Here is a 23,398-nt window from a genome sequence, read left to right as displayed (position 1 = left end):
CTTACTTTCCTTTTACTATATTCTCTAAATTTAAAGCCGCATCTAAAACCACCTGCTCTTGCCACGCTGCGCCTATTAATTGAGCTGAGATATTTAGCCCATTTTCATCACTTGCTACTGGCACAGTAATAGCTGGCAACCCTGCTAAATTTACTCCAATTGTATATATATCACTTAGATACGCACTCAAAGGGTCTTTTAATTCGCCAAATTTATATGCTACAGATGGAGCTACTGGCATTAAGATTATATCTACCTCGCTTAAAATCTCATCATATTCACGCTTGATAAAAGCCCTTGCCTTTTGTGCTTTGATATAGTAAGCATCGTAATACCCACTACTTAAAACAAAAGTCCCAAGTAGCATTCTTCGCTGAACTTCAGCACCAAAGCCCTCGCCTCTAGTATTAGCATACATCTGCCCTAAAGTATCAGCCAAGGCTCTATTGCCATATCTTACGCCATCATAGCGACTTAAATTCGCACTAGCTTCAGCCGTAGCAATTATATAGTAAGCTGCTATATTGTATTTGGAGTTGGCTAAATCTTTATAGCATATCTCATGACCAGCGTTTTTAAGCTTCTCTATAGTTAAATTTAAAGCATCTCTCACAGGCTTGCTAGCCTCATCAACATAGTTTTTGATAACGGCGATTTTTAATTTTCTATTTGGATTTAAATTGGGCGCAGTAGCGTTAAATTCGATATTAGCACTTGTGCTATCTAACTTATCATATCCAGCGATTATATCATACAAAATAGCCGCATCTTCTACATTTTGCGTAATTGGCCCTATTTGATCTAAGCTACTAGAATAGGCACTAAGTCCATATCTACTGACTCTACCATATGTAGGTTTAAACCCCACACAACCGCAAAACGCCGCTGGTTGGCGTATGCTACCACCCGTATCACTACCAAGAGCCGCTATAGCTATACCGGCTGCTACGGCCGCTGCGCTTCCACCACTACTTCCGCCTGGAACTCTAGTGTGATCAAGTGGATTTAGAGTTTTACCATAATATGAGCTTTCAGTGGTGCTACCCATAGCAAATTCATCCATATTAGTCCTACCAAATGGCGCTAGACCAGAAGCAATTAGCTTATTTATAACCGTTGCGTTATATGGCGCTTTATACCCTTGTAAGATCTTTGAGCAACTAGTAATATTCCAATTTTTGACTTGAATATTATCTTTAATAGCGATCGGTACGCCAACAAAACTCTCATCAATATCGCTATTAGTTAGCTGCTCTACATAAGCGCCTATATTTTTAGTTGCTTTTATCTTTTCAATTAGCTCTTTGCGAAGTCCATCTAGGTCGCTAGAACTTAGCTTTATAGCTTCTTTTAGACTTATCACTCTTTCTCCTTATACTTATTAACCAAAACTACCCCAACCGCTGTTATACCTAGCAAAATCCCTATAGTAACAACTATAGTCACAGCTCCTACTGGCTCACTTAACACTCATCACCTCAGAACATCTATCACACAAGCAATTATCGCTAATAGCGCTAAATTTCCAGCATCTTGGACATTTATATCCATCTGATTTGGCTATGATAAATCTATGGTCTCCTACTATAAATTCAGCCAAAATCTCACTACCAATCCTAAAGCCTCCAACCTTGCTTACCATATACCAATCCGCAACTTCATCGCTATTAAAAGATAGGATTAAATCACTATTAGTCTGAACTTCTAGCTCAAGAGTGGATTTTATCAATTTATCTTTTTTAAGATTATCTATTATCTCATTAAATTTCTCTTTGCTCTGTTTTAATAGCTCATCATCTACTTCAAGCTTAAATTCAATATCTTCATAAACTAGATCAAAAACATCATTAGCTTGAGCTTTTATAATGCTAGGTGCATACTCCATAACCTCATCAACTGTATATGTAAGAGTCGGTGCAATCAGCGGTAAAAGCGCCTTAGTAATAATCACCATAGCAGTTTGTGAGCTAGCTCTTTTAGTGCTATTTAAAGAATCGCAATATAATCTATCTTTACAGACATCTAGGTAAATTCCACTCAAATCACCACTTAAGAAATTTAATAAAATATTAAATCCTTTAGAGTATTCATAGTTTTTAAAACAGCTACTTACCTCTTTAAAACAGCTACTAGCTTTGCCTAAAATCCATCTATCAAGTAAGCCAAATTCATAATTTAACTCTTTTAAATCACTCACATTTGCTAGTAAAAATCTTATGGTATTTCGAATTTTTCTATACTGCTCAGCAACTTGCTTTAATATATCATTGCCAATTTTTAAATCGCTTGAGTAATCACTTAAACTTACCCATAAACGCAAAATTTCCACCCCAAATTCCTTGGCTACCGCATCCGGGGCTATGACATTGCCTTTGGATTTACTCATCTTTTCACCATTTTTATCCACGGTAAATCCATGCGTTAAAACGCTTTTATATGGGGCTTTTTCATTTACTGCACAACTTAGCAATAAAGAGCTTTGAAACCACCCACGATGCTGATCGCTACCTTCTAGATACATATTAGCACTATACTCTCCAGCGTCGTAATCATCGCTATTTAGCACAGCATTCCAAGTAGAGCCACTATCAAACCAAACATCTAAAATATCGCTAACTTTCTCTAGCTCATCAGCTTTAAATTTAGCCCCACTTGGTAGTAACTCATCAATACTCATACTCCACCAAGCATCGGCTCCATTTTCATCAAAAATTTTAGCAATATGCTCTAGAATTTCACTATCGAAAATAACCTCTTTAGTAGATTTAAGCCTAAAAAATGCAATCGGCACACCCCAATCTCTTTGACGAGAAATGCACCAATCTGGGCGATTTTCTATCATTGAAGTTATTCTTTTTATACCAGCTTCTGGATAAAATTTAACGCTATTTAAAGCCTCAAGTGCGATCTGACGCAAGGTTTTACCGCCTAATTTTGGCTCATCCATAGCTATAAACCACTGCTTAGTTGCTCTATAAATTACAGGCTTGTGAGTTCTCCAACAAAATGGATAACTATGGGTAAATTTACTAACTTTTATAACCCAATCGCCCAAAAGCTCGATAATCTTATCATTTGCTTTAAAGATATGCAAACCTACAAACTCATCTACTATATCTTTTGGTAATAATCCTTTATGTCTTAAAGTCTCATCATAAAGTCCAGCCTCATCAACAGGCATAATAACCTCTATACCATATCTAAGACTAGCAAAATAGTCATCCTCGCCATGACCAGGTGCGGTATGAACTAGCCCAGTCCCACCATCCATCAAGACATGCTCTCCAAGGATAAATATGGATTTTCTACCATTTAGCGGATTTATAGCGGTTAAATTCTCTAGTATTTGTGGCTTAAATTCTTTGATTATCTCCCCATTTGTAATGCCTTGAGCTACTAATGCTTCAAGCAAAGGCTTAGCAAAAATAAGCTTTTCGCTAGTAACGCAATAAATTTCATTTGGATTTAAACTAATTGCTTGATTAGCCACTAGTGTCCATGGAGTGGTAGTCCATATAACTGCCTTTGCATCTTCAACCCCAATTGCTTTAGCGGCTTCTTGGCTTAATTTAAATGCTAGATATAAGCTATAATCTTCCTTATTAGCATACTCCACTTCAGCCTCAGCAAGAGCACTTCTAGCTGCCCAGCTCCAAAATACCGGCTTACTTCTTTCTATTAAAAGCCCCTTTTTAGCCACTTCGCACAGGGTTCTATATATATTAGCTTCAAATTTATACTTCATAGTCATATATGGATTTTCCCAATCCCCAACTACCCCAAGAGATTTAAACTCAGCCCTTTGAATATCTATAAATTCAGCAGCCCACTTCCTACATTCACTTCTAATAGCAGCTGTATTCATACTCTTTTTTTTATCCCCAAGCTTTATCTCTACTTGCTGTTCTATTGGCAATCCATGACAATCCCAACCTGGAGTAAATCTAACGCTCTCTCCAAAAAAATAGTGAGTTTTGATTATTATATCTTTTAAAATTTTATTTAAAGCATGGCCGATATGAAGATGGCCATTAGCATATGGAGGGCCATCGTGGATATTGAAGTTTATAGGGGCGTTTTGTCTAGATTTTTTCATCTTTTCATAGACTCTATTCTCATCCCATTTAGCATATCTTTTTGGCTCATTTTGCGGCAAATTGCCCCGCATAGCAAATTCAGTTAATGGTAATAAAAGAGTATCTTTATAATCCATAATAATACCTTTAGTGATAAAAATTTTTTGATTTTAGCAAAAAATAAATAAAACTTAAGTAAAAATTTCGAAATTTAATATAGCTAAATTTCATAATTTTAATTTATAAATCAAAAATGATTTTTAAGCAAATTTTTGGGTTATTATGCTATAATTTCCGCTCAATTTTATATACCGCTCAGGAGGTCAAATATGGCTTTAGATACGGCTAAGAAAGCTCAAATAGTTGCAAAATTTGCTAGAAAAAGTGGAGATACAGGCTCTTCAGAAGTTCAAATAGCACTTCTTACTACAAGAATAGCAGAGCTTACAGAACATCTAAAAGTAAATAAAAAAGATTTTAGCTCAAGACTAGGTCTATTAAAATTAGTTGGTCGCCGCAAGAGATTACTAAAATATCTTAAAGCTACTAAATATGAAACTTACACTAAGCTAATAGCAGAGCTAGGTCTAAGAGATAAATAATCCAAAGCCCCAAAAGGGCTTTACTATCCATCCAAATAAAATCAATATCTATTAAGCAAAAAAATTGTAAAATACTCACCAAATTTAAATTTAGGAATTTATATGTTTGGAATGGGAATCAGCGAGATAATAATAATCGCCGTTGTCGCTGTCATAGTCTTAGGTCCTGATAAACTACCAAGTGCAATGGTAAATATAGCTAAATTTTTTAAGGTTTTTAAACAGACTATTAACGGAGCTAAAAGCACTTTTGAGCAAGAGATAAAGATCGCTGAACTAAAAGAAGATGCCAAAAAGTATAAAGATAGCCTAGCTAACGGTATAGATGGAGTAAGGAAAAAGCTCACATTTGAAGAGCTTGATGAGCTAAAAAGCAATATAAATAGCATTAACAACTCAACGCAAAAATCCCTAGCTGATATTCAAAATGAAATCTCAAATCTCAATCCGATTAATAAATTAAATGCCGGATTGGAGCTAGATCAAGATAGCTCTTCACAACCGCCCAAAAATATAGTAGCAAATAACCCAGATGATATAGATAATAAAATAGATAAACCAGATGAAATTCAAAAAGCAAAAGAGGCATAATGTTTGAAGATTTAAGACCACATTTAATCGAGCTTAGAAAACGCCTATTAATTAGTGCTATATCTGTAATAATCTGCTTTATTATATGTTTTAACTTTTGGGCTCCTTTGCTTGATTTTATGACCGCACCGCTTAAGGCTGCACTGCCAAATGGTAGCAATATTATCTTCACTCAAGTTGCGGAGCCATTTTTTACAGCGATGAAGGTGGCATTTTTTGCTGGACTTTTGCTTGCTTTACCTATTATCTTTTGGCAATTTTGGCTATTTGTCGCTCCAGGACTATATGAAAATGAGAAAAAATATGTAATTCCATTTGTTTTAAGTGCTACAATTATGTTTATTGTAGGGGCCGCATTTTGCTACTATTTTGTGGTGCCTGTTGGCTTTGCGTTTCTTATAAATTTCGGTGGAACGCTATTTCAAGCACTTCCTAGCATAGGGGATTATGTAGGATTTTTTACTAAAATTGTAGTGGCATTTGGGATTAGCTTTGAGCTTCCAGTTGTTACATTTTTTCTAGCTAAAATCGGAGTTATCACAGATGATAGCTTGAAGAGATTTTTTAGATACGCTATAGTTGGGATATTTGTTTTTGCAGCCATTATGACCCCGCCTGATGTGCTTAGCCAATTTATGCTTGCTATCCCTTTAATCGGACTTTACTCTTTATCAATTTTAATTGCCAAATTAGTAAATCCAGCACCAAAATCCGATGATGAAGAAAATAGCGATGATGAGTGATATATTTGCGTTAAGTAGCTATGATTACGAGCTACCATCTCATCTCATCGCCACCTCTCCTACTAAGCCAAAAGAGAGTGCAAATCTGCTTGTTTATGAGCGAAACAACTCTAAAATAACCCATGCTAAATTTGGTGATTTGATGGACTTTTTGCCAGATTGCGATATTATATTTAATGATACAAAGGTGGTAAAAGCTAGAATTTATGGTAAAAAAAGCAGTGGTGGAGCCGTAGAATTGCTACTTAATCAGCCTTTGGGTGATGGCAAATTTAGCACTCTAATCAAAGGTCGCATAAAAGCTGGGGCGATTTTAGAATTTGACAAGGGATTAAGCTGTGAAGTTATAGAGATTTTAGATGAGTATAGAATTGTCAAATTTTATCAAAATCAAGAGCTTTTAGACACCCCAAAACTATATAAAATTCTAAATCAAATAGGTCATATCCCCTTGCCACCTTATATCAAAAGAGATGATGAAAAAAGTGATGAAGTATGGTATCAAAGCGTATTTGCCAAAAATGATGGCGCCGTAGCCGCTCCTACTGCGAGCTTGCATTTTAGTGATGAGATGATACAAAATCTACAAACCAAACACAACATCTCATATATCACTCTCCATGTTGGTGCTGGGACATTTAAATCAGTTGAAACTAGCGATATCAGAGATCATAAAATTCATAGTGAAATTTACTCCATAAGCGATCAAGCTATAAAATCCATAAATAGCCATAGAGCAATTCTTGGCGTTGGGACTACGGTTACTAGGTGCGTTGAGTATTTTTATAAAAGCGGTATAAAAGATGGTTTGTGCGATCTATTTTTACATCCAGCAAATCCACCGCAAAGACAAAACTATCTACTAACAAATTTCCATTTACCAAAATCAACGCTAATTATGTTAGTAGCGAGTTTCGTCGGTTTAGAAAATGTCAAAGAAATTTATAAACAAGCCATAGATAGGGGATATAAATTCTACTCTTATGGCGATGCAATGTTGGTGATATGATGAGATTATTTATACTTTTTATAGCAGATATTTTAATGGCAAGTCAGACAATTGGGACAAATGAGCATATAGCCTTTAGCATTTTACTTTTATTAATCATAATATTAATAGTTATCAATAGACGCCCTGTAAAAAATAGAAATCAAAAACTAATCTACACACAAAATAAAAACTTAGCTAAATTAAATTTAGTATTTTTCCAAAATAAGGTAGAAAACGGGGATATAATAAAGCGTTTGGGGCTGTTTTTTAAAGTGCTTCACGCAAAAGCCGCACAAAATAATAACTCAATAATCTTTAATTACTCTCCAAGACAGGCTAGATATTTTAGTGCAAATTTTAAAGCCATCACCAATATAACGCACAATCTCATATGCTTTGTCAATAAAAGTGTAAGCAATAGCTCGATTTTATTATCCATAAAACCAACCAAAACAAAAGATGAATATCAAATTTCAATCAAAACATCAGCCAATATAAATAGCAACGAAATCCAAACCGCACTTGATGATAATAATAAAAATATAAACTACAAATATCTCCATATCGCCTCAAATTATGCCAATTTAATTGGATCTAAGATTGAATTTAGCTCAAAGCCAAATAGCTCTATTTTTTCATTTAATATAACAATGCATAAATTAAATAATCCATTAAATATAAAATCAGTAATGCAAAAAAATGCCCTAATAGCATATGAGAGCCAAACTGAATTTTTCACGCTTGTAGCAGAGCTTAGTGTTTATGGTATCTCCACCCAGCCAAATCCTAGCTGGGAGAGCGTAAAAAACCATATAATAGATATGCTATATAAGCCAGATTTTCTATTTATTCAAGCAAAAATAGTCAAAAATCTACCATATAGTGAGATAAATTTAATCAAAGAGTGGCAAAAAATCAAAAAATTTAAGATTATCACCATAAGCGATAATTCTAATTATGATAAAATAGCTAGTAGTCTTGACGATGCGACCTTACATCAGCCTTATACTGCCGATGAGTTATTTGAGATTATAAAATACCCCCCCCCTACTCCATCTCCAAACGCATAAGATACATATCCTCCCCACTAATGACCTCTAAGGAGTTTGATCCGCATTTAGGACAGAGAAATTCATTTTCTACAAGGATACTTTGAGCACTACACTCATTACATTTAACGGTAATATCTTTAGGATGGATTATGAGTGTGGCACCTGAGCATATCGTATCAGCTTTAAAAGCATCAAACGCACTTTGTAAATAGTGGGCTTCTACTCCACTTAATCTACCTATCTCAACCTCTACTTTACTTATCTTTGTAGCATTATGTTTCATCGCATTTGTCTCGCAAAGCTTAAACAGATCTTGAACTATGGCTAATTCATGCATAATATCTCCTTTAGCAAATTCTAGGTAGCAACTCGCCCTTTGGTGGCTCCATAAATCTAGTGGCTCCATAGCTATTTTGTATAATTACATTTGATTTATTACTATCTAAAATCTCGCCAATGCTATTTGCGTTTGAGTTAAATTCTCTTAAAATCTCAACCGCTTTAATCTCATCTTTAGGCTCAACAGCTAAAACAAAGGTTCCCTCATTAGCTAGCTCATAAGGCTCAAAGCCAAGAATTTCGCAAATCCCCATCACCTCATCACTCACAGCGATACTATCTTCGCTAATTTTAATATCTCGCTTACAAGCCTTCGCCCACTCATTTAATACAGCCGAGAGTCCACCACGAGTAGCATCTCTCATAGCAAGAGGAGTGATATCAGCATTTAAAAGTGCTTCTACAATTTTGTATAAAGGCTTACAATCGCTTTGTAAATCGCTTTGTAATCTTAGCTCATTTCTACTTGCTAATACCACCGCACCATGTCTGCCGACATCGCCACTTAATAGAATTTTAGCGCCACTTTTTAAATTCTCTATTCTAACTTCTTTGATTATCTCTCCCACGCCTGAGGTATTGATAAAAATTTTATCACAACTTCCCTTGCTAACAACCTTAGTATCGCCACAAACTATAGCTACTCCAGCCTCATCAGCTGTGCTTTTCATACTAGATAAAATATCTTTAAGCTCATTTATATCAAGCCCCTCTTCTATGATTAAAGCACAACTAATATATCTAGGCTTGGCTCCTACCATAGCTAGGTCATTTGCCGTCCCGCAAACTGCGATTTTACCAATATCTCCACCTGGAAATTTAGTAGGACTTACCACAAAGCTATCAGTGCTAAATGCTAGTTTTCCGCTTAAATTTAAAATCGCACTATCATTATTTTGCGATAAAATTTCATTATTAAAAATCTTAAAAATCAACCCATTAATAAGATCATTCATCTCTTGCCCACCACCACCATGAGCTAACATTATCTTTTGCATCTACCCTCTTTTACTATATTTATAATACGCCGCGCAAGCACCCTCGCCGCTTACCATACAGCTACCAATAGGATTTTGCGGATTACACACCTTGCCAAAGACCTTACAATCATATGGCTTAGCCTTACCACGCAAAATTTCACCACAGATACAGGCTTTGGATTCTTTAGACTCGCCTACTTCTATATTAAAATATTTTTTAGCATCTAAATAATCAAACTCATCTCTTAGCCTTAATCCGCTATCTTTGATAACGCCTAGCCCTCTCCACTCAAAATCACACGGCTCAAAATACCTATTTATCAGCTCTTTAGCCTTTTGATTACCATCTTTGGTAACTACTCTAGCATACTCATTATAGACTTTATAGGTGCCGTTTTGGTGTTGATTTACTAAATTTAATATACTATCCATCAAATCTAAAGGCTCAAAGCCACTTACGGCAATTGGGGTCTTAAACTCATTAGCAAGCTCTTCATATATCTTACTACCAGTAATCACGCTTACATGGCTTGGCCCTAAAAATGCATCAATTTTCACATCTTTATCGCTCATTATAGCCCTTACTGGAGCTGGGACTGTTACATGATTTAAATGTATAAATAGATTTTGTAAATTTAAATTTATGGCTTGTTCTACCACCACAGCACTCATAGGAGTAGTAGTCTCAAATCCAATAGCAAAAAATACAACTTTTTTATCTAGGTTTTCTTTGGCTATTGTGATTGTATCAAGTGGAGAGTATAAAGCCCTAATATCAGCCCCACCAGCCCTAAGCTCAGCTAAAGAGCCCTTACTTCCGGGCACTCTTAACATATCAGCTAAAGTGCAAAATATCACCCCTTCTATACTAGCAATTGCTATAGCCTCATCAATGCGACTTCTAGGCATTATACACACCGGACATCCTGGGCCGTGAATGAAATTGATATGCTCTCCTACTAATTGAGGCAAACCAAATTTCATTATACTATGAGTATGACCGCCACAAATCTCCATAATATTTAATGGCTTTTTACTTCTTTGTTTAATTATCTTGCTTAAGGCTAAAATCTTATCTTTATCTCTAAAACTATTTATTAAATCCATTATCTGCCTAATTATTAAATTTAATCTTTCAACGCTGCTAGACCCATATCGCCTTCATCGGCTGATATTTTACCACTACTCATATCATCTGCGATTTGTTTATAAATCTCCAAGCTCTCTAAAGCATATTTAGTATCGATCTTTTCCATCGCAAATCCCACATGTATAAGCACATAATCCCCAACCGATACAGGCTCAGCTATCAAGTCCAAACTCACTCCACGCCTAACTCCCATAGTATCAACTATGGCAAAATTATTCTCATCTATTGATATTACTTTTGATGGTATGCTAAGACACATTATCTAATCTCTTTTTTAAATTTAATATAATTTATCCATTTATCAACTCCAGCCCCGCTCTTGCTATCTACTTCTATAATATCAACCTTTGGATTTAGCTTTCTAGCTTCTTTTTTAACCTCGTCAATATTAAAATCAAAATGCTCTAAAAGCGAAGTTTTAGTGATAATAACTATATCAGCAACCCTAAACATAACAGGATATTTTGCTATTTTATCGCTCCCTTCTGGCACGCTGATTAAAACAGCATTTATGTGGGCACCGACATCATAACTTGCTGGGCAAACAAGATTACCTACATTTTCTACAAATACCAAATCAAGCTCTTTAAGTGGCAAGTGATGTAAGCCATTATGAACCATAAAAGCATCTAAATGGCAAGTTTGCCCTGTGCTAATCTGATACGCCTTACCACCAGCATTTATAATGCGATTAGCGTCCATATTAGTCTCTAAATCCCCCTCAACCACACCAATCCTAAGCCCACTTGCCTTTATAGTAGCCTCTAAAAGCGTAGTCTTTCCAGCACCTGGGCTACTCATCAAATTTATACAAAGCAACCCACATTCATCTAAGTGAGCCCTATTATGCTCTGCTTCATAATCATTATCTTTTAATATCTTTTCTACTACTTCTATCGTCTTTTTTTCATTTAAAACAGGATGGTCATGATGGTGATGCTCATTTCCCATACTACAACCGCAATCTTTACACATATTGTCTCCTTTTGATTTTAGAATTTATCATTATATCTAAGCATATTTAAACCAAAGTAAATTTGACCCATCGCTATGGCTGAATCATTCATAGGCTCATTAATAGGTAGATAATACTCTATCTGATTTACTTTAAATTTATCTATTGTTTTTTTAAGCAAAGCCCTATTTTGCCATACTCCACCACAAAGCACAATAGGTAGATTATAGCTACTAGCTATCTCTAAGGATAAATTTGCTAAGCCATTTATAAATGCCGTAGCTGCGATTCTAGGCTCATCTACCAAGGCTTTTTTAAAGGCATTTTCATAGCTGATAATCCCATCATTTATACTAAATTCATAAGCCAAATCCAAGCTCTCATCATACAAAGCCTCAACCATCATAGGAGCTTGTGCGTCATAGCTTACAGATTTTAGCTCAAAAATTATAGAAGCAAAAGCGTCAAAAATCCTACCCAAAGAGCTACATTTTATAGTATTTATCTGATTTTTTAATATCTTATCTAGATTATCTTTTTGAATTTCAGGTATTAATCTATCCAATTTTGGCGAATTTAAAGAGTATTTTTTAGCTATTGCGTAGGCTAGGTAGTATATATTTTTAATAGCCTTATCCCCGCCAATTAGATCAAAGCTATCAAAATGCATTATCCTATCAAATTCGCCCTTAGAGCATCTCAAAATCTCTCCACCCCATATAGTAGCGTCTCTCCCATATCCAGTCCCATCAAAGCTAAGTGCTATCACATCGCCGCTAATGCCATTTTCTAGCATAACGCTTAAGGCGTGAGCGTGATGGTGATAGACTCTGTGAATTTCATAACTTTTCGCAAAATCATCTATAAATCCAAAATACGGATGAGCGTCCCCTAAAACAAAATCAAACTCAAACCCATATATACTCTTAAAGCTCTCTAGTAACTCATCAAATCTTAATTTTGTCGCTACACTTCCCATATCGCCGATATAAACAGAGCTAAATATCAATCCATTTTTATAAATAGCAAATTGATTTTTCATCAAGGCACCAAGTGCTAAAAAGCAGCCCTTAGGGGCGTCGCCATTTAAATTTAGTGGCAAAATAGATGGCTTTAACCCTCTTGAAGTTCGCAGATATATCGCCTTTTCATCTAGGGCAAAGCATATGCTATCATCGCTTGGATTTACTATTTGCCTATCATTATCCAAAGCAAAATCACACACCCTACGCAATTTATCTTTAAGCGTTTCATAATCTTTTATAATTGGCTCTTTGCTTAAATTTGCACTTGTGGCTATTACTGGGGAATTTAGCATATTTAAAAGCAGGATATGTAGCGGAGTTGGTGGCAAGAATATCCCTATTTTACCGATATCTTTAGCGATTATATCTGGGAGTTTATCTTTGGAATTTAATAAAACTATTGGCTTTAAATTTGAGTTTAAAATCCTAGCTTCACTCTCATCTATATAGGCATATTTTTTTGCCATATCCATATCTTTACACATTATGGCAAATGGCTTATCAGGGCGATTTTTCCTAGCTCTTAGAGTAGATATGGCTTGATGATTTAAGGCATCGCATACTAGATGAAATCCGCCAACTCCCTTAATCGCTACGATTTTACCATCTTTAATCGCATTTACACAATCTTTTAGCCCATTTTCGTAGGTGCTTAAAATATTACCGCTCATATCTTTATAGCTTAGACTTGACCCACAATTCTTACAAGCTATGGGCTGAGCGTGATAGCGGCGATTAAGCGGATCTTTATACTCAGCTTCGCACTTATCGCACATTTTAAATTTACCCATCGTGGTATTTGCTCTATCATAAGGCAAGCTTTTAATCAAAGAAAATCTTGGTCCGCAATTTGTGCAGTTAATAAATGGATGGTTATATCTATAATTGCTACTATCTAAAAGCTCATTTTTACACTCATCACAAATTGCAAAATCAGGTAAAATGGGTGCGAATTTATAGCTATCTTTAGAGCTAATAATCTTAAAATCACTATAGATATTACAGCCATCACTTACTACAATTTTATCAATTCTAGCAAGTGGCGGTAGCTTAGTTTTAAGGGATTTTATAAACTCATCAATTAAGCCTAACTCGCCACTTAGCTCTATTTTTACACCGCTAGAATCATTTAATACAATGCCATTTAAGCCTAAATTTGTAGCAAGCTGATATACAAAAGGACGAAAACCAACCCCTTGAACTAATCCATAAATTTCAATCTTAACTAATCTCAAGTGGATAACATCCGCTAAATCTGCTTTGATAATTAGAGTTACAAAACTTTAAGGCTAAATTTGCAATTACTGGATTTTCAAATAAGGCACCGCTAAAAATCATATTTGTAGCGCCTAGCTCATCTTTGAGTATATCGCCAAAATCGCTTAAGAAAAATGCCAAGCTCTCCAAACAGCCAAAAGAAATATTCTTAGGATCAGCCCCAGCTAGCTTAAAGCTCATAGTGCTTCTAATGGCTCTAGCCCAGTCAAATTCACTTTTACCACTCATCTTAAAATCAATCCTAACACCCTTAAGTCCGCTATAATCTCTAGCATAATTTAGAATTTGAGTATTGTAGCCTAATATCTTATCAATAATCATAAATAGACTATAGAAGTTATTAGGCAGATCAATCTTGCCTTGTGGCAATCTATTTTCTTTTTGGAAATTTGCTAATAATCTATCCCCACCATCAAATTCAGCAATCTTATCCCAAATCTCTTCAAAGCTTTTTGGTAGCTCTATTTTAAACATATCAAACTCATCATTTTCTTTATACACTTTGATAAAATCGCTATTTTTTTTGCTTAAAAATACCCTTGTTATGGTGGAATTTGCTAGACCAAACTCACTTACGCAAAGCCCAAAAAGAGCATAATTTTTATCACTAAAAGAGTTTATAAACTCACGCTGTTTCGCATCTAAAAACTCTCCGCTATTAATAATCAAAATTCTCTCATCTAAGATTGAAATTTTCATATCACTCTTAGAGCTTTTCACAGCTAAAAATTTAACCCCTTTTTCATTTAAACCCTTAGCAATCTCATAAATATTAATATCCCAAGCACTTCTAAGATCAAAATATAGTGGTGCGTCTTTATGATTTGTGCGGTATATCGCATTAACTCTAAGACTCATTATAGGCTTTTCAAAACTAGCCAAAGCGATCAAACTCTTCTCATCGCAAACAAAAATTTTCGCAGCGTTTTTAAGATTAGTAGGCACTAAATAATCAGCATTAAAACCATCAAATTTAGTTATCTCATAGCCATCATAAATAAATTTTTTGCCATCTAAAATATCTTTTATACCTCTATTTATAAGCTCATTATCTATAGTAAATCCAAACTCATTTATCCCACTTTCTAAAGTATATGGCGTGATATTTTTATAGCTAAAATTAAACTCAAACTCACTATTAATAGGCAGCTTCTCACCTAGCACAACCTTGGTTTCTTCGATAAAAATCGAACTAGGAACCTTGGATATAAACTCATCACTAAATTTGCCAAGCTCCTTTTCGTCGCCTTCTATATATAACTTAATATATTTTTGCTCTTTTGTTATGGAGTATTTTAAAGCACTTTTTTTAGCCCAAAAATCTAAAAAAAATGCTAATATAGCCCCATCATTTGAGCAGCTAAATTCAAAGCAAAGTATCAAAACTGCTCCTTCTTCCACTCATTTGCTATATCTTGTAAATTTTTATTATCTATTTGATTATACTCAAAACCAATTGATTTTAACTCTTTTAAGATTATCTTACTCATCAAATCAGATGAATTTAAAATCTCACTACTTAGCTCAAAACTCATTGGCTCAATCCTTTTTGGCACCACCCCAATTATCTTAGTTTTTGGTCTATCGCCTACTAAATCCATCATCTCTATAGTTTGAAGCATCTCTACTTCATGGGCTGATCCAGACCAATTTATACTTTTTGGCATATCCTCAAAATCAAAAAAATATACATCGCCAATCTGACCGCCATCAGCATCGATACAATCAACAACAATAAGATAATCACTATCAGCCATTATCGGCGTTAGATAATTAGCCAAGGTGCCACCATCTACAAATTTTAAGCTATGCTGATCTGAAGTGAATTTAAAGTTATTCTCTATCATCTTAACAAAATGAACGCCGACTCCCTCATCGGCGAACATTACATTCCCTATGCCTAAAACTAGGACACGCATCTACTTCTCTTTTGGGAATTTATAGCCACTAATTATAGCATCCATAGCACCATCTTTGCCTTTTATAGCATTAAATATAGCCATATATATATGAACTACCATAAAAATAAAGATAATCCACATAGCAATGTGGTGAATTTGACGCACATTAGCAAGCCCACCCATCCAAGCCTCGATAGCTCTCATAGGCGTATAAAGCAACCCACCAAGCCCTTCGTGATATACATTTACATATAAAATCAAGCCAGTAAGGCATATAACAAAAAGCACAATATAAAAGAATATATAAGAGGCAAATTGGAGTGGATTATATGTCCCTTGTATATGTGGGTGCTTACCTAAAAATAGATAGTATTTGATCTGCTCTATCCAAATTTTTGGGCTTAAAACATTTTTTACACTCACCCTTTCTATATGGCTTTGTTTATCAAAGAAAAATAGATATGTCTTAAATATAAAACAACCTATTAATATAAATCCAGCCACCTGATGCACGGCACGCCATTTAGCATTCATAAAATTTATAGGCTCACCTGTGATAGCTGGACTTACAAAAACATAAGCGATATAAAATCCACTTATACTTAAAACCACAATAGATATAGCTCTAATCCAATGTGTAAGGCGTAAGCCTATGCTAAATTCATACTCAGCGATATGTTTTTTACTACTTTTCATATCTGCTCCCTTAGATTAAATTCGGATTGACTTTATAGCTACTTAATTCATTGCCTTTTGTATCCATCACATGAACTGCACAAGCTATACAAGGATCATATGAGTGAATTTTGCGTATTATCTCTAAAGGCTGTTTTAAATCAGAAATTTTTAACCCTATTAAACAAGCCTCATAGCTACCCATTTGACCTTTAGCATCTTTTGGACTTGCATTCCAAGTAGATGGGACGACTGCTTGCCAATTTTCTATAACGCCATTTTTGATCCTACACCAGTGGCTTAGCATACCACGAGGCACATTACCGATAAATCTACCTTTATACTCTTTTGTTGGATCTATTTGGTATTTAGCACATGTGCTATCATCTATTTTTAAATTCTCAATTAGATTATTTAGAGCTTTTAAGGTATTATCAGCGATAATTTTTGCTTCGATCATTCTGCACGCAGTTCTACCTAAAGTTGATAATACAGCACTCACAGGTAGTCCAGTCTCAGCTAGGAATTTATCCACTACTGGCACTACATTTTTATTGCCTTTAGCGTAATTTATAACTATATTTGCTAGTGGGCCAACTTGCATTGGAAGTGAGTCATACCTTGGAGCTTTAATCCAGCTATATTTGCCATCTATATCAAATACTTTTGTATCTTCCATCTCCCCTTTAGCATTAAGAGTTTTAGCATCTTTAAAGCCTGTATAATTTGGCGTAGTATCGCCATCGTATGGGTGAAGTGGAGAATTATTTTTATACCATGAGCGAGTAGCCTCTTCAGTAATTTTGCTCTCATCTACTTCAAACACCTTAGATATATCGCCATTTAATATATATCCACCATCAAATAGATACTCATTAGCACCAATTTGAAAATCTTGATATGTTAGTAAATTTGGAGTTCCAACATCATTTACCACGCTTGGCTCGTTAGCATAGGCCTTAGCTGCCATTACAAGATCAGGCCAGTAAGCACGATTGACAAAATCAGCCATCTCTTGGAATTTAACCATATACTCACCAAGTCTTGCTGGACTTTGTAAATCCATTACACAAGTTACCCCACCAACTGTAAGGCTTTGTGGATGAGGTTGTTTAGCACCAAATACCGCCATAGCTTGAGCAATTGTTCTTTGAAGTCTTAAGCACTCTAGATAGTGGCTAAGGGCTATTAGATTTTGCTCTGGAGTAAATTTATAAGTAGAGTGACCCCAATAGGCATTAGCAAATGGCCCAAGATTACCTTTTTCTACAAATTTTTTCACCTTATCTTGGACTAATTTTAGCTGGTCTGCACCACAAGCATATGGGGTATCGCAGTATTTAAATGCCTCTTCGCTAGCCTTTTTAGGATCAGCACTAAGAGCGCTTACCACATCGACAAAGTCAAGTGCGTGGAGTTGATAAAAATGCACCGGATGATCGTGTAAAAATAGAGCTGCATTCATAAGAGTTCTAGTTAATTTTGCATTAAGTGGAGGAACGATGCCAAGAGCATTTTCTACAGCTTCAACACCTGCTCTATAGTGAGAAAATGTGCACACTCCACAAATTCTTTGAGTCATAAATCCAGCATCTCTTGGATCTCTACCCTTTACAATCACTTCAATACCACGCCAAAGAGTTGAGCCACTATAAGCCTCTTTAACTACATTATTCTCATCTACAACTACCTCCACACGAAGGTGACCTTCGATTCTTGTAATAGGATCAACTACTATTCTTTGTCCGCTCATATTTTACTCCTTCTCTTTTGTTGCAGTGGCAATAAGTGCGTGAGCCGCTACAGCTACACCTGTGATGGCTAATACACCTATACCGATCTTATCGCTTATAGCGTCCGCTCCAAGCCCATCAAATACGGTATTATATAATCTATCGCCTAGTGGCACCTCAAATGGCCCCATCTGATCCCAAAAATCCGGCTCAGAGCAGCCAATACAGCCGTGACCAGCTTGAATAGGCCAGCTAGTATGTTGATTAAATCTCTCTCTAGAGCAGTTATTAAATGTATATGGACCCTTACAGCCAACTTTATATAAGCAATAGCCCTTTTTAGCACCTTCATCGCCAAATTCTTGCACGAACTCACCAGCGTCAAAACGACCGCGTCTTTCGCAAAGATCGTGAATTCTAAGCCCGTAAGCCCACTTTGGTCTATTATAGACATCAAGCGCTGGAAGTGTGCCAAATAGTAAGAAATTTAAGACATTACCAACTATATTTTTCTCACTTGGCGGACAGCCTGGGACATTGATTACTGGTTTATTTGTAATCTTATGAAGTGGCTGAGCATTTGTAGGGTTTGGAGCTGCAGCTTGGATACCACCAAAGCTAGAGCAAGTCCCGATAGCGAAGATAGCAAGAGCATTATCACTAGCGTGGATAGCATGTTCTCTACCTGTTGTGCCTTTTGGGCCTACTGTTAGATAAAAAGCGCTATCACCATCTGGAATTCCACCTTCTACCATTAAGACATATTTGCCTTTATACTTTTGTATAGCTTGTTCTAAATTCTCTTCAGCTTGCCAGCCAGAAGCGGCCATAACTGTCTCGTGATATTCTAAGCTAATATAATCAAATATCAAGCTATCAATTGTAGGCGTATCGCTTCTTAAAAGACTTTCGCTACAGCCTGTACATTCAGCCATATGGAGCCAAATCACAGGCAATCTATCGCTAAGCTCAGCTGCTTGAGCTACCATAGGTGCAAAACTAGCCGGCAAGGCCATAAGAGCGGTCATCGCTCCAGCCCACTTCATAAAGTCACGGCGAGTAAATCCATGCTCATTTAAAACCTCCATAATAGAGCTATTTGACTTCATTTTTGGAAGCTTGGCTAACTCTGATAGTCTATTTTGTATGGTGGTTACATTGTGATTATCTACCATAATTTCTCCTTAATTGAGATTAAATTTATCTTAAAATAAATTCTTTACCCGTTATTTTACTATCATTTAACTTGATAAAATTGATAAATAAAAATTAAATTTATATTTTAAAGATATTTTAATTATAAGCTACTATAAACCGATATTATGTTATATTTGTTTTATTAAATTTAAATTATTAGAATAAATTTTAAAAATAAAAGATTAATAATACTTATTTTATCTTAGTTAAATTTAAGCAAAAAAATTAATTTATTTAAAAATTACAAACCGCTAAAATTAGCAATATAAATATATAAAATCGTAGGCACAGCTATGCTTATTAGGCTATTTTTTCTCCAAATTTGTAAAGTAATAGCCAAAAATAGACAAGCCACCGCACACGCACCAAGCCAAATATTATCAAATTTCATACTAGCGATTGCATAAATCGTCAAAATAATCATAATCACTAAAGTGCTTCTACGCTCTAAATATTTAAGCACCTCCCCATTACTTCGTTTTTTAAACAAAAAATAAGGCAAAAATCTACAAAGTAAGGTTGCTACACAACCAGCTAAAATATATGGCAAATACTCCATTATATAAAGATATGTAAAAAAGTAAAGTGAGATAAATTTTAATCAAAGTATTATTTTATAGTATTTTGATGAGATTTTTTTAGAAATCAAAGTGAGCTTTTATCTTTACATTTTTTTACATTGTGCTTTACACATTTTTACATTCTTTTTATAAATACTTTACAAAGTCTTTTAAACACCTTTAAAAAATTAAAGAGTAGTCTTTTTAAAATATCCTACAACGCGTCCGAGTATTTCAAAGTTTTCACCTTCTAAATTAATGGGCTCATACGCTTTGTTATCGCTAAGGAGTTTTAGCTTGGGGCGTTTTTGAAGGCGTTTTACATAAAGCTCATCTTCAATGCGTGTTACACAAATTTCGCCTTCTGCCACTTCTCCTTGCTGGATTAAAAGATAGCAATTTTCAGGAAGTGTTGGTGCCATAGAATCGCCTTGTCCTAAAATCACAGAGAGATTTATAAAAGAGTATAAGCCAAAACATTCACGCAAAAAACTTTTAGAAAGTCCCAAAGCTTGAGTGCTTTCTTCATCGTTATAAGTGCCACTTCCAGCACTTGCTCTTACATTTTCAAAAAAAGGAATGTTTATCATATCATCGTTTAAGGTTTCTTGTTGATTTTCCAACTTAGGGACATATTTATCTTGACTTAGGGACATTTTAGAAGACAGACTAAGGGACAACTTAGGGGCATTCGCAAAATAATTCAAATCAATATCTAAAACTTTTGCAATTTTTATTAAATTATGTATTGTTATATTAGATTCTTTTGTTTCATATCTTTTTATTGAATCCAGTGAAACACCGCTTGATTTAGCTAATTCTAATTGTGTTAAGTTTTTAGCTTCTCTAGCATTTTTAATTTTTTGAGAAATATTCATAAAATACACCTTTTGTCTTGACAAGTTTAATAAATTACACTATAATTCTATTACTTTTAAAAGAATTGTATCACAAAAAGATTTTTTTTAAAAGTGGCTTGGGTGGGTGGGGATAATATCACTTTTGGAGCTTTAAAATGAAAGTTTTAAAGTGTAAAAAGGTGGTCGTAAAACTCAAGTTTGGAAGCTAAAAATCACTTTCAAACTTGAGTTATAAAATCATCTTTACCACTCCTTTTTTTGGAGTGGTTTAAGTGATTATACCATAAAGGAGTAAAAATGCGTAAAAGCTTTACAAGTTTAACTGAGCAAATGAGCAAAAAAGGCTTTAAGCTTCGTACTTGGGCTAAATTAAAAAGTTAAATGAAAGCGATTATAGACTGCTTTTAAATATGAGCTATGGCAAAACAAAAGGTATAAGAGGCAGAGCCAAAGAATTAAAAGAAATGTTAGACATTAAAACAGCCTTTTAAAAATTATCAAAATAAGCATAACCAAAATAAGTGAGCAAAATAGATAGTAGTGCAAAGGAAATAAAAATAGCCCCAAAATCCCCACGCCAAATCCAAGCATAGCCACACGATTATTTTTATCTCGTTTAAAAACCTCATATGAAAGCACACCAAACAAAGCAGCCAAGCTAAACTCAATCCCCTTATAATTTAAATTTAAATTTGAGCCCAAAATACTACCTAAGATTACGCTAAATACCCAGTAAATTTGGTTTAAAAAAGCGGTAAAATTAAATATCAAATCCCTATTTGTGTCATCAATATCATTGCGTGATTTAATCAAAGCATAAGTCTCATCGCTTAAAGCATAGATAAAATAATATCTAAATTTAAGCTTTTTAATCTCCTCTAAAAGTCCTAAAGTGTAGAAAAAATGTCTAAAATTTAGCAAAAATGAGATAAAAAATATTCCCCACAAATTCGCTCCACTTACGATAAAAGCAACAAGCAAAAACTCCACACTACCAGCATAAACCATCACGCTTGTAATGCCCATTATCCAGCTTGGCATACCCATACTAGCACCATATAGCCCAAAGGCAAAGCCAAGTGATGCGTAACCCATCATAACAGCAATTGTGGATTGAAATATTTTAAATTTAAGATTCATAAGTCAAACGCACCGCCAAAATAGGCAATGCGATTTAAAAATTTACTTTTTAGGAGCGGTCATATCTTCAGGTTTGACCCACTCATCAAACTGAGCCGCTGTCAAAAGACCTAAATTTATAGCTTCTTCTTTTAAGGTTGTGCCATTTTTATGAGCTGTTTTTGCTATTTTTGCTGCATTTTCATATCCGATATGTGGATTTAAAGCAGTTACAAGCATAAGGCTTTCGTGAAGAAGTTTATCGATTTTAGCTTCATTTGCAGTAATTCCCACCGCGCAATGGTCATTAAAGCTAATCATAGAATCGCTTAATAATCTAATGCTCTCTAAAATATTATGAGCTATAACTGGCTTAAATACATTTAGCTCAAAATTTCCTTGAGATGCCCCCATAGCCACACTTACATGGTTGCCTGCTACTTGGACAGCTACCATTGTTACGGCTTCGCATTGAGTAGGATTTACCTTACCTGGCATAATAGAGCTTCCTGGTTCATTTTCAGGGATATTTATCTCGCCAATACCACATCTTGGACCGCTTGCTAACCATCTTATATCATTTGCTATTTTCATTAAATTTGATCCAAGACCATTTAAAGCACCGCTTAAGAAAACTTCAGCGTCATGGCTTGTTAATCCGTGGAATTTATTTGGATGAGATTTAAATTTAAACTCAGTTTTAGTTATCTCATTTAAGACCTCACTAACCATAGGGCTAAAATCAGGATGGCTATTTAATCCAGTTCCCACAGCTGTCCCACCGATAGCAAGCTCTTCTAAAAATGGAATTGTAGCTAGAATTTGATTTTTACTAGCTTTTAGCATATGAGCATATCCACTAAACTCTTGACCTAAGGTTAAAGGTGTAGCATCTTGTAAGTGGGTGCGACCGATTTTTACGATATTTGTAAACTCTTTGCTCTTTGCTTCAAGCGTGGATAAAAGCTTATCAATAGCTGGAAGTAGCTGCTTAGCAATCTCTAAGACAAAAGCAATTCTCATAGCAGTTGGATAGGTATCATTTGAGCTTTGACCCTTATTTACATCATCATTTGGATGGATTAGCTTTTTACTTCTAAAATCCTCGCCCAAAATCTCAGTAGCTCGGTTAGCTATAACCTCATTTAAGTTCATATTTGACTGAGTTCCGCTACCTGTTTGCCATACTACAAGTGGGAAATTTCCATCTAATTTACCAGCTAATACCTCATCGCAAGCTTGAGAAATAGCTTTTGTCTTAGCTTCATCTAAGCGACCAAGCTTGTTATTTACGATAGCGCAAGCCTTTTTAAGATACGCAAAACCCTCTATAACCTCACTTGGCATAGTGCCTTTACCGATCTTAAAGTTCTCTAAACTTCTTTCAGTTTGAGCTCCCCAATACTTATCATTTGGCACCTTAATCTCGCCCATTGTGTCTTTTTCTATACGAAAATCCATTTTAATCCTTTCATAATTTAGAAGTCTAAAGTCGCTATTATCCATTAAAATGGCTTACAGCTTCATAAATTTTATTATTTATTTATATAAATTTAGCTAAAATCGCATAT

The 23,398-nt window shown here is 35.0% G+C and carries 22 protein-coding genes; 5 read left to right on the top strand and 17 right to left on the bottom strand.

The window, feature by feature from the left end:
• Nucleotide 1 precedes the first annotated feature (1 nt).
• Nucleotides 2-1,363, bottom strand: coding sequence for an Asp-tRNA(Asn)/Glu-tRNA(Gln) amidotransferase subunit GatA (gene gatA / locus CSUIS19073_RS02675; protein ID WP_086242260.1), 1,362 nt, complete (start codon nt 1,361-1,363; stop codon nt 2-4).
• Nucleotides 1,364-1,459: 96 nt separating this feature from the next.
• Complete coding sequence (ileS, locus tag CSUIS19073_RS02670; protein WP_086242261.1) at nt 1,460-4,213, bottom strand: isoleucine--tRNA ligase; 2,754 nt, start codon at nt 4,211-4,213, stop codon at nt 1,460-1,462.
• Between the two features lie 192 nt (nt 4,214-4,405).
• Between ileS and rpsO the strand changes: the two genes are divergently transcribed.
• From rpsO to CSUIS19073_RS02645, 5 genes are all read left to right on the top strand, one after another.
• Nucleotides 4,406-4,678 carry a 30S ribosomal protein S15 gene (gene rpsO / locus CSUIS19073_RS02665; protein ID WP_086237233.1) on the top strand — a complete coding sequence of 91 codons (273 nt, stop codon included), beginning with the start codon at nt 4,406-4,408 and terminating at the stop codon, nt 4,676-4,678.
• A gap of 102 nt (nt 4,679-4,780) precedes the next feature.
• A complete protein-coding gene (tatB, locus tag CSUIS19073_RS02660) occupies nt 4,781-5,269 on the top strand; it encodes a Sec-independent protein translocase protein TatB (RefSeq protein ID WP_086237234.1) in 489 nt (162 codons plus the stop codon).
• On the top strand, nt 5,269-6,012 hold the full coding sequence (tatC, locus tag CSUIS19073_RS02655) for a twin-arginine translocase subunit TatC (RefSeq protein WP_086237235.1): 744 nt from the start codon (nt 5,269-5,271) through the stop codon (nt 6,010-6,012). Before tatB ends, tatC begins: the two co-directional genes overlap by 1 nt.
• Nucleotides 6,005-7,021 (top strand): tRNA preQ1(34) S-adenosylmethionine ribosyltransferase-isomerase QueA, encoded by a 1,017-nt coding sequence (queA, locus tag CSUIS19073_RS02650; RefSeq protein ID WP_086237236.1) that lies wholly within the window; start codon nt 6,005-6,007, stop codon nt 7,019-7,021. Before tatC ends, queA begins: the two co-directional genes overlap by 8 nt.
• A complete protein-coding gene (locus tag CSUIS19073_RS02645; RefSeq protein ID WP_086242262.1) occupies nt 7,021-8,073 on the top strand; it encodes a hypothetical protein in 1,053 nt (350 codons plus the stop codon). Before queA ends, CSUIS19073_RS02645 begins: the two co-directional genes overlap by 1 nt.
• Here the strand turns inward: CSUIS19073_RS02645 and hypA are convergent.
• From hypA to fumC, 15 genes are all read right to left on the bottom strand, one after another.
• On the bottom strand, nt 8,051-8,392 hold the full coding sequence (gene hypA, locus CSUIS19073_RS02640; protein ID WP_086242263.1) for a hydrogenase maturation nickel metallochaperone HypA: 342 nt from the start codon (nt 8,390-8,392) through the stop codon (nt 8,051-8,053). The two genes, CSUIS19073_RS02645 and hypA, sit on opposite strands and share 23 nt — an antisense overlap.
• Nucleotides 8,393-8,402: 10 nt before the next feature.
• The gene (gene hypE, locus CSUIS19073_RS02635) at nt 8,403-9,392 is read right to left on the bottom strand and encodes a hydrogenase expression/formation protein HypE (protein ID WP_086242264.1); all 990 of its coding nucleotides are present in this window, start codon (nt 9,390-9,392) and stop codon (nt 8,403-8,405) included.
• Nucleotides 9,393-10,481, bottom strand: a complete 1,089-nt coding sequence (gene hypD, locus CSUIS19073_RS02630) for a hydrogenase formation protein HypD (protein WP_086237240.1) — start codon at nt 10,479-10,481, stop codon at nt 9,393-9,395.
• 20 nt (nt 10,482-10,501) lie between these two features.
• Entirely contained in the window at nt 10,502-10,783 is a 282-nt protein-coding gene (locus tag CSUIS19073_RS02625) for a HypC/HybG/HupF family hydrogenase formation chaperone (protein ID WP_034961189.1), read from the bottom strand.
• Nucleotides 10,783-11,499, bottom strand: a complete 717-nt coding sequence (gene hypB, locus CSUIS19073_RS02620; RefSeq protein ID WP_086242265.1) for a hydrogenase nickel incorporation protein HypB — start codon at nt 11,497-11,499, stop codon at nt 10,783-10,785. The genes CSUIS19073_RS02625 and hypB overlap by 1 nt, the downstream gene beginning before the upstream one ends.
• A 17-nt stretch (nt 11,500-11,516) precedes the next feature.
• Nucleotides 11,517-13,739, bottom strand: a complete 2,223-nt coding sequence (gene hypF / locus CSUIS19073_RS02615) for a carbamoyltransferase HypF (protein WP_086242266.1) — start codon at nt 13,737-13,739, stop codon at nt 11,517-11,519.
• Nucleotides 13,726-15,165, bottom strand: a complete 1,440-nt coding sequence (locus tag CSUIS19073_RS02610; protein WP_086242267.1) for a hypothetical protein — start codon at nt 15,163-15,165, stop codon at nt 13,726-13,728. Before CSUIS19073_RS02610 ends, hypF begins: the two co-directional genes overlap by 14 nt.
• A complete protein-coding gene (locus CSUIS19073_RS02605) occupies nt 15,162-15,701 on the bottom strand; it encodes a HyaD/HybD family hydrogenase maturation endopeptidase (protein WP_086237244.1) in 540 nt (179 codons plus the stop codon). The genes CSUIS19073_RS02610 and CSUIS19073_RS02605 overlap by 4 nt, the downstream gene beginning before the upstream one ends.
• Complete coding sequence (gene cybH / locus CSUIS19073_RS02600) at nt 15,702-16,379, bottom strand: Ni/Fe-hydrogenase, b-type cytochrome subunit (RefSeq protein WP_086237245.1); 678 nt, start codon at nt 16,377-16,379, stop codon at nt 15,702-15,704. It abuts the gene before it with no gap.
• Between the two features lie 10 nt (nt 16,380-16,389).
• The gene (locus tag CSUIS19073_RS02595; protein WP_086242268.1) at nt 16,390-18,111 is read right to left on the bottom strand and encodes a nickel-dependent hydrogenase large subunit; all 1,722 of its coding nucleotides are present in this window, start codon (nt 18,109-18,111) and stop codon (nt 16,390-16,392) included.
• A gap of 3 nt (nt 18,112-18,114) precedes the next feature.
• Complete coding sequence (locus tag CSUIS19073_RS02590) at nt 18,115-19,266, bottom strand: hydrogenase small subunit (protein WP_086237247.1); 1,152 nt, start codon at nt 19,264-19,266, stop codon at nt 18,115-18,117.
• 263 nt (nt 19,267-19,529) lie between these two features.
• Entirely contained in the window at nt 19,530-19,838 is a 309-nt protein-coding gene (locus CSUIS19073_RS02585; RefSeq protein WP_330518967.1) for an AzlD domain-containing protein, read from the bottom strand.
• Nucleotides 19,839-20,036: 198 nt separating this feature from the next.
• On the bottom strand, nt 20,037-20,726 hold the full coding sequence (locus tag CSUIS19073_RS02580; RefSeq protein ID WP_086237249.1) for an XRE family transcriptional regulator: 690 nt from the start codon (nt 20,724-20,726) through the stop codon (nt 20,037-20,039).
• A 456-nt stretch (nt 20,727-21,182) separates the two neighbouring features.
• Nucleotides 21,183-21,848: an AzlC family ABC transporter permease gene (locus tag CSUIS19073_RS02575; protein ID WP_086237250.1), complete on the bottom strand. Its 666-nt coding sequence runs from the start codon at nt 21,846-21,848 to the stop codon at nt 21,183-21,185.
• A gap of 42 nt (nt 21,849-21,890) precedes the next feature.
• Entirely contained in the window at nt 21,891-23,288 is a 1,398-nt protein-coding gene (gene fumC / locus CSUIS19073_RS02570; RefSeq protein WP_086242269.1) for a class II fumarate hydratase, read from the bottom strand.
• Nucleotides 23,289-23,398: the final 110 nt, after the last annotated feature.

Origin of the sequence: Campylobacter sp. RM19073 (genome assembly GCF_024723495.1) — a bacterium.
Classification (GTDB): Bacteria; Campylobacterota; Campylobacteria; order Campylobacterales; family Campylobacteraceae; genus Campylobacter; species Campylobacter porcelli.
The sequence above is the reverse complement of the archived record's forward strand: the minus strand, read 5'-3'. Positions and strand labels throughout refer to the sequence as shown.

What these genes read in the sequence shown, in the direction of transcription:
- ileS (WP_086242261.1), bottom strand. Translation starts at nt 4,213, where the DNA reads ATGGATTATAAAGATACTCTTTTATTACCATTAACTGAATTTGCTATG.
- rpsO (WP_086237233.1), top strand. Translation starts at nt 4,406, where the DNA reads ATGGCTTTAGATACGGCTAAGAAAGCTCAAATAGTTGCAAAATTTGCT.
- tatB (WP_086237234.1), top strand. Translation starts at nt 4,781, where the DNA reads ATGTTTGGAATGGGAATCAGCGAGATAATAATAATCGCCGTTGTCGCT.
- tatC (WP_086237235.1), top strand. Translation starts at nt 5,269, where the DNA reads ATGTTTGAAGATTTAAGACCACATTTAATCGAGCTTAGAAAACGCCTA.
- queA (WP_086237236.1), top strand. Translation starts at nt 6,005, where the DNA reads ATGAGTGATATATTTGCGTTAAGTAGCTATGATTACGAGCTACCATCT.
- CSUIS19073_RS02645 (WP_086242262.1), top strand. Translation starts at nt 7,021, where the DNA reads ATGAGATTATTTATACTTTTTATAGCAGATATTTTAATGGCAAGTCAG.
- hypA (WP_086242263.1), bottom strand. Translation starts at nt 8,392, where the DNA reads ATGCATGAATTAGCCATAGTTCAAGATCTGTTTAAGCTTTGCGAGACA.
- hypE (WP_086242264.1), bottom strand. Translation starts at nt 9,392, where the DNA reads ATGCAAAAGATAATGTTAGCTCATGGTGGTGGTGGGCAAGAGATGAAT.
- hypD (WP_086237240.1), bottom strand. Translation starts at nt 10,481, where the DNA reads ATGGATTTAATAAATAGTTTTAGAGATAAAGATAAGATTTTAGCCTTA.
- CSUIS19073_RS02625 (WP_034961189.1), bottom strand. Translation starts at nt 10,783, where the DNA reads ATGTGTCTTAGCATACCATCAAAAGTAATATCAATAGATGAGAATAAT.
- hypB (WP_086242265.1), bottom strand. Translation starts at nt 11,499, where the DNA reads ATGTGTAAAGATTGCGGTTGTAGTATGGGAAATGAGCATCACCATCAT.
- CSUIS19073_RS02605 (WP_086237244.1), bottom strand. Translation starts at nt 15,701, where the DNA reads ATGCGTGTCCTAGTTTTAGGCATAGGGAATGTAATGTTCGCCGATGAG.
- cybH (WP_086237245.1), bottom strand. Translation starts at nt 16,379, where the DNA reads ATGAAAAGTAGTAAAAAACATATCGCTGAGTATGAATTTAGCATAGGC.
- CSUIS19073_RS02595 (WP_086242268.1), bottom strand. Translation starts at nt 18,111, where the DNA reads ATGAGCGGACAAAGAATAGTAGTTGATCCTATTACAAGAATCGAAGGT.
- CSUIS19073_RS02590 (WP_086237247.1), bottom strand. Translation starts at nt 19,266, where the DNA reads ATGGTAGATAATCACAATGTAACCACCATACAAAATAGACTATCAGAG.
- CSUIS19073_RS02580 (WP_086237249.1), bottom strand. Translation starts at nt 20,726, where the DNA reads ATGAATATTTCTCAAAAAATTAAAAATGCTAGAGAAGCTAAAAACTTA.
- CSUIS19073_RS02575 (WP_086237250.1), bottom strand. Translation starts at nt 21,848, where the DNA reads ATGAATCTTAAATTTAAAATATTTCAATCCACAATTGCTGTTATGATG.
- fumC (WP_086242269.1), bottom strand. Translation starts at nt 23,288, where the DNA reads ATGGATTTTCGTATAGAAAAAGACACAATGGGCGAGATTAAGGTGCCA.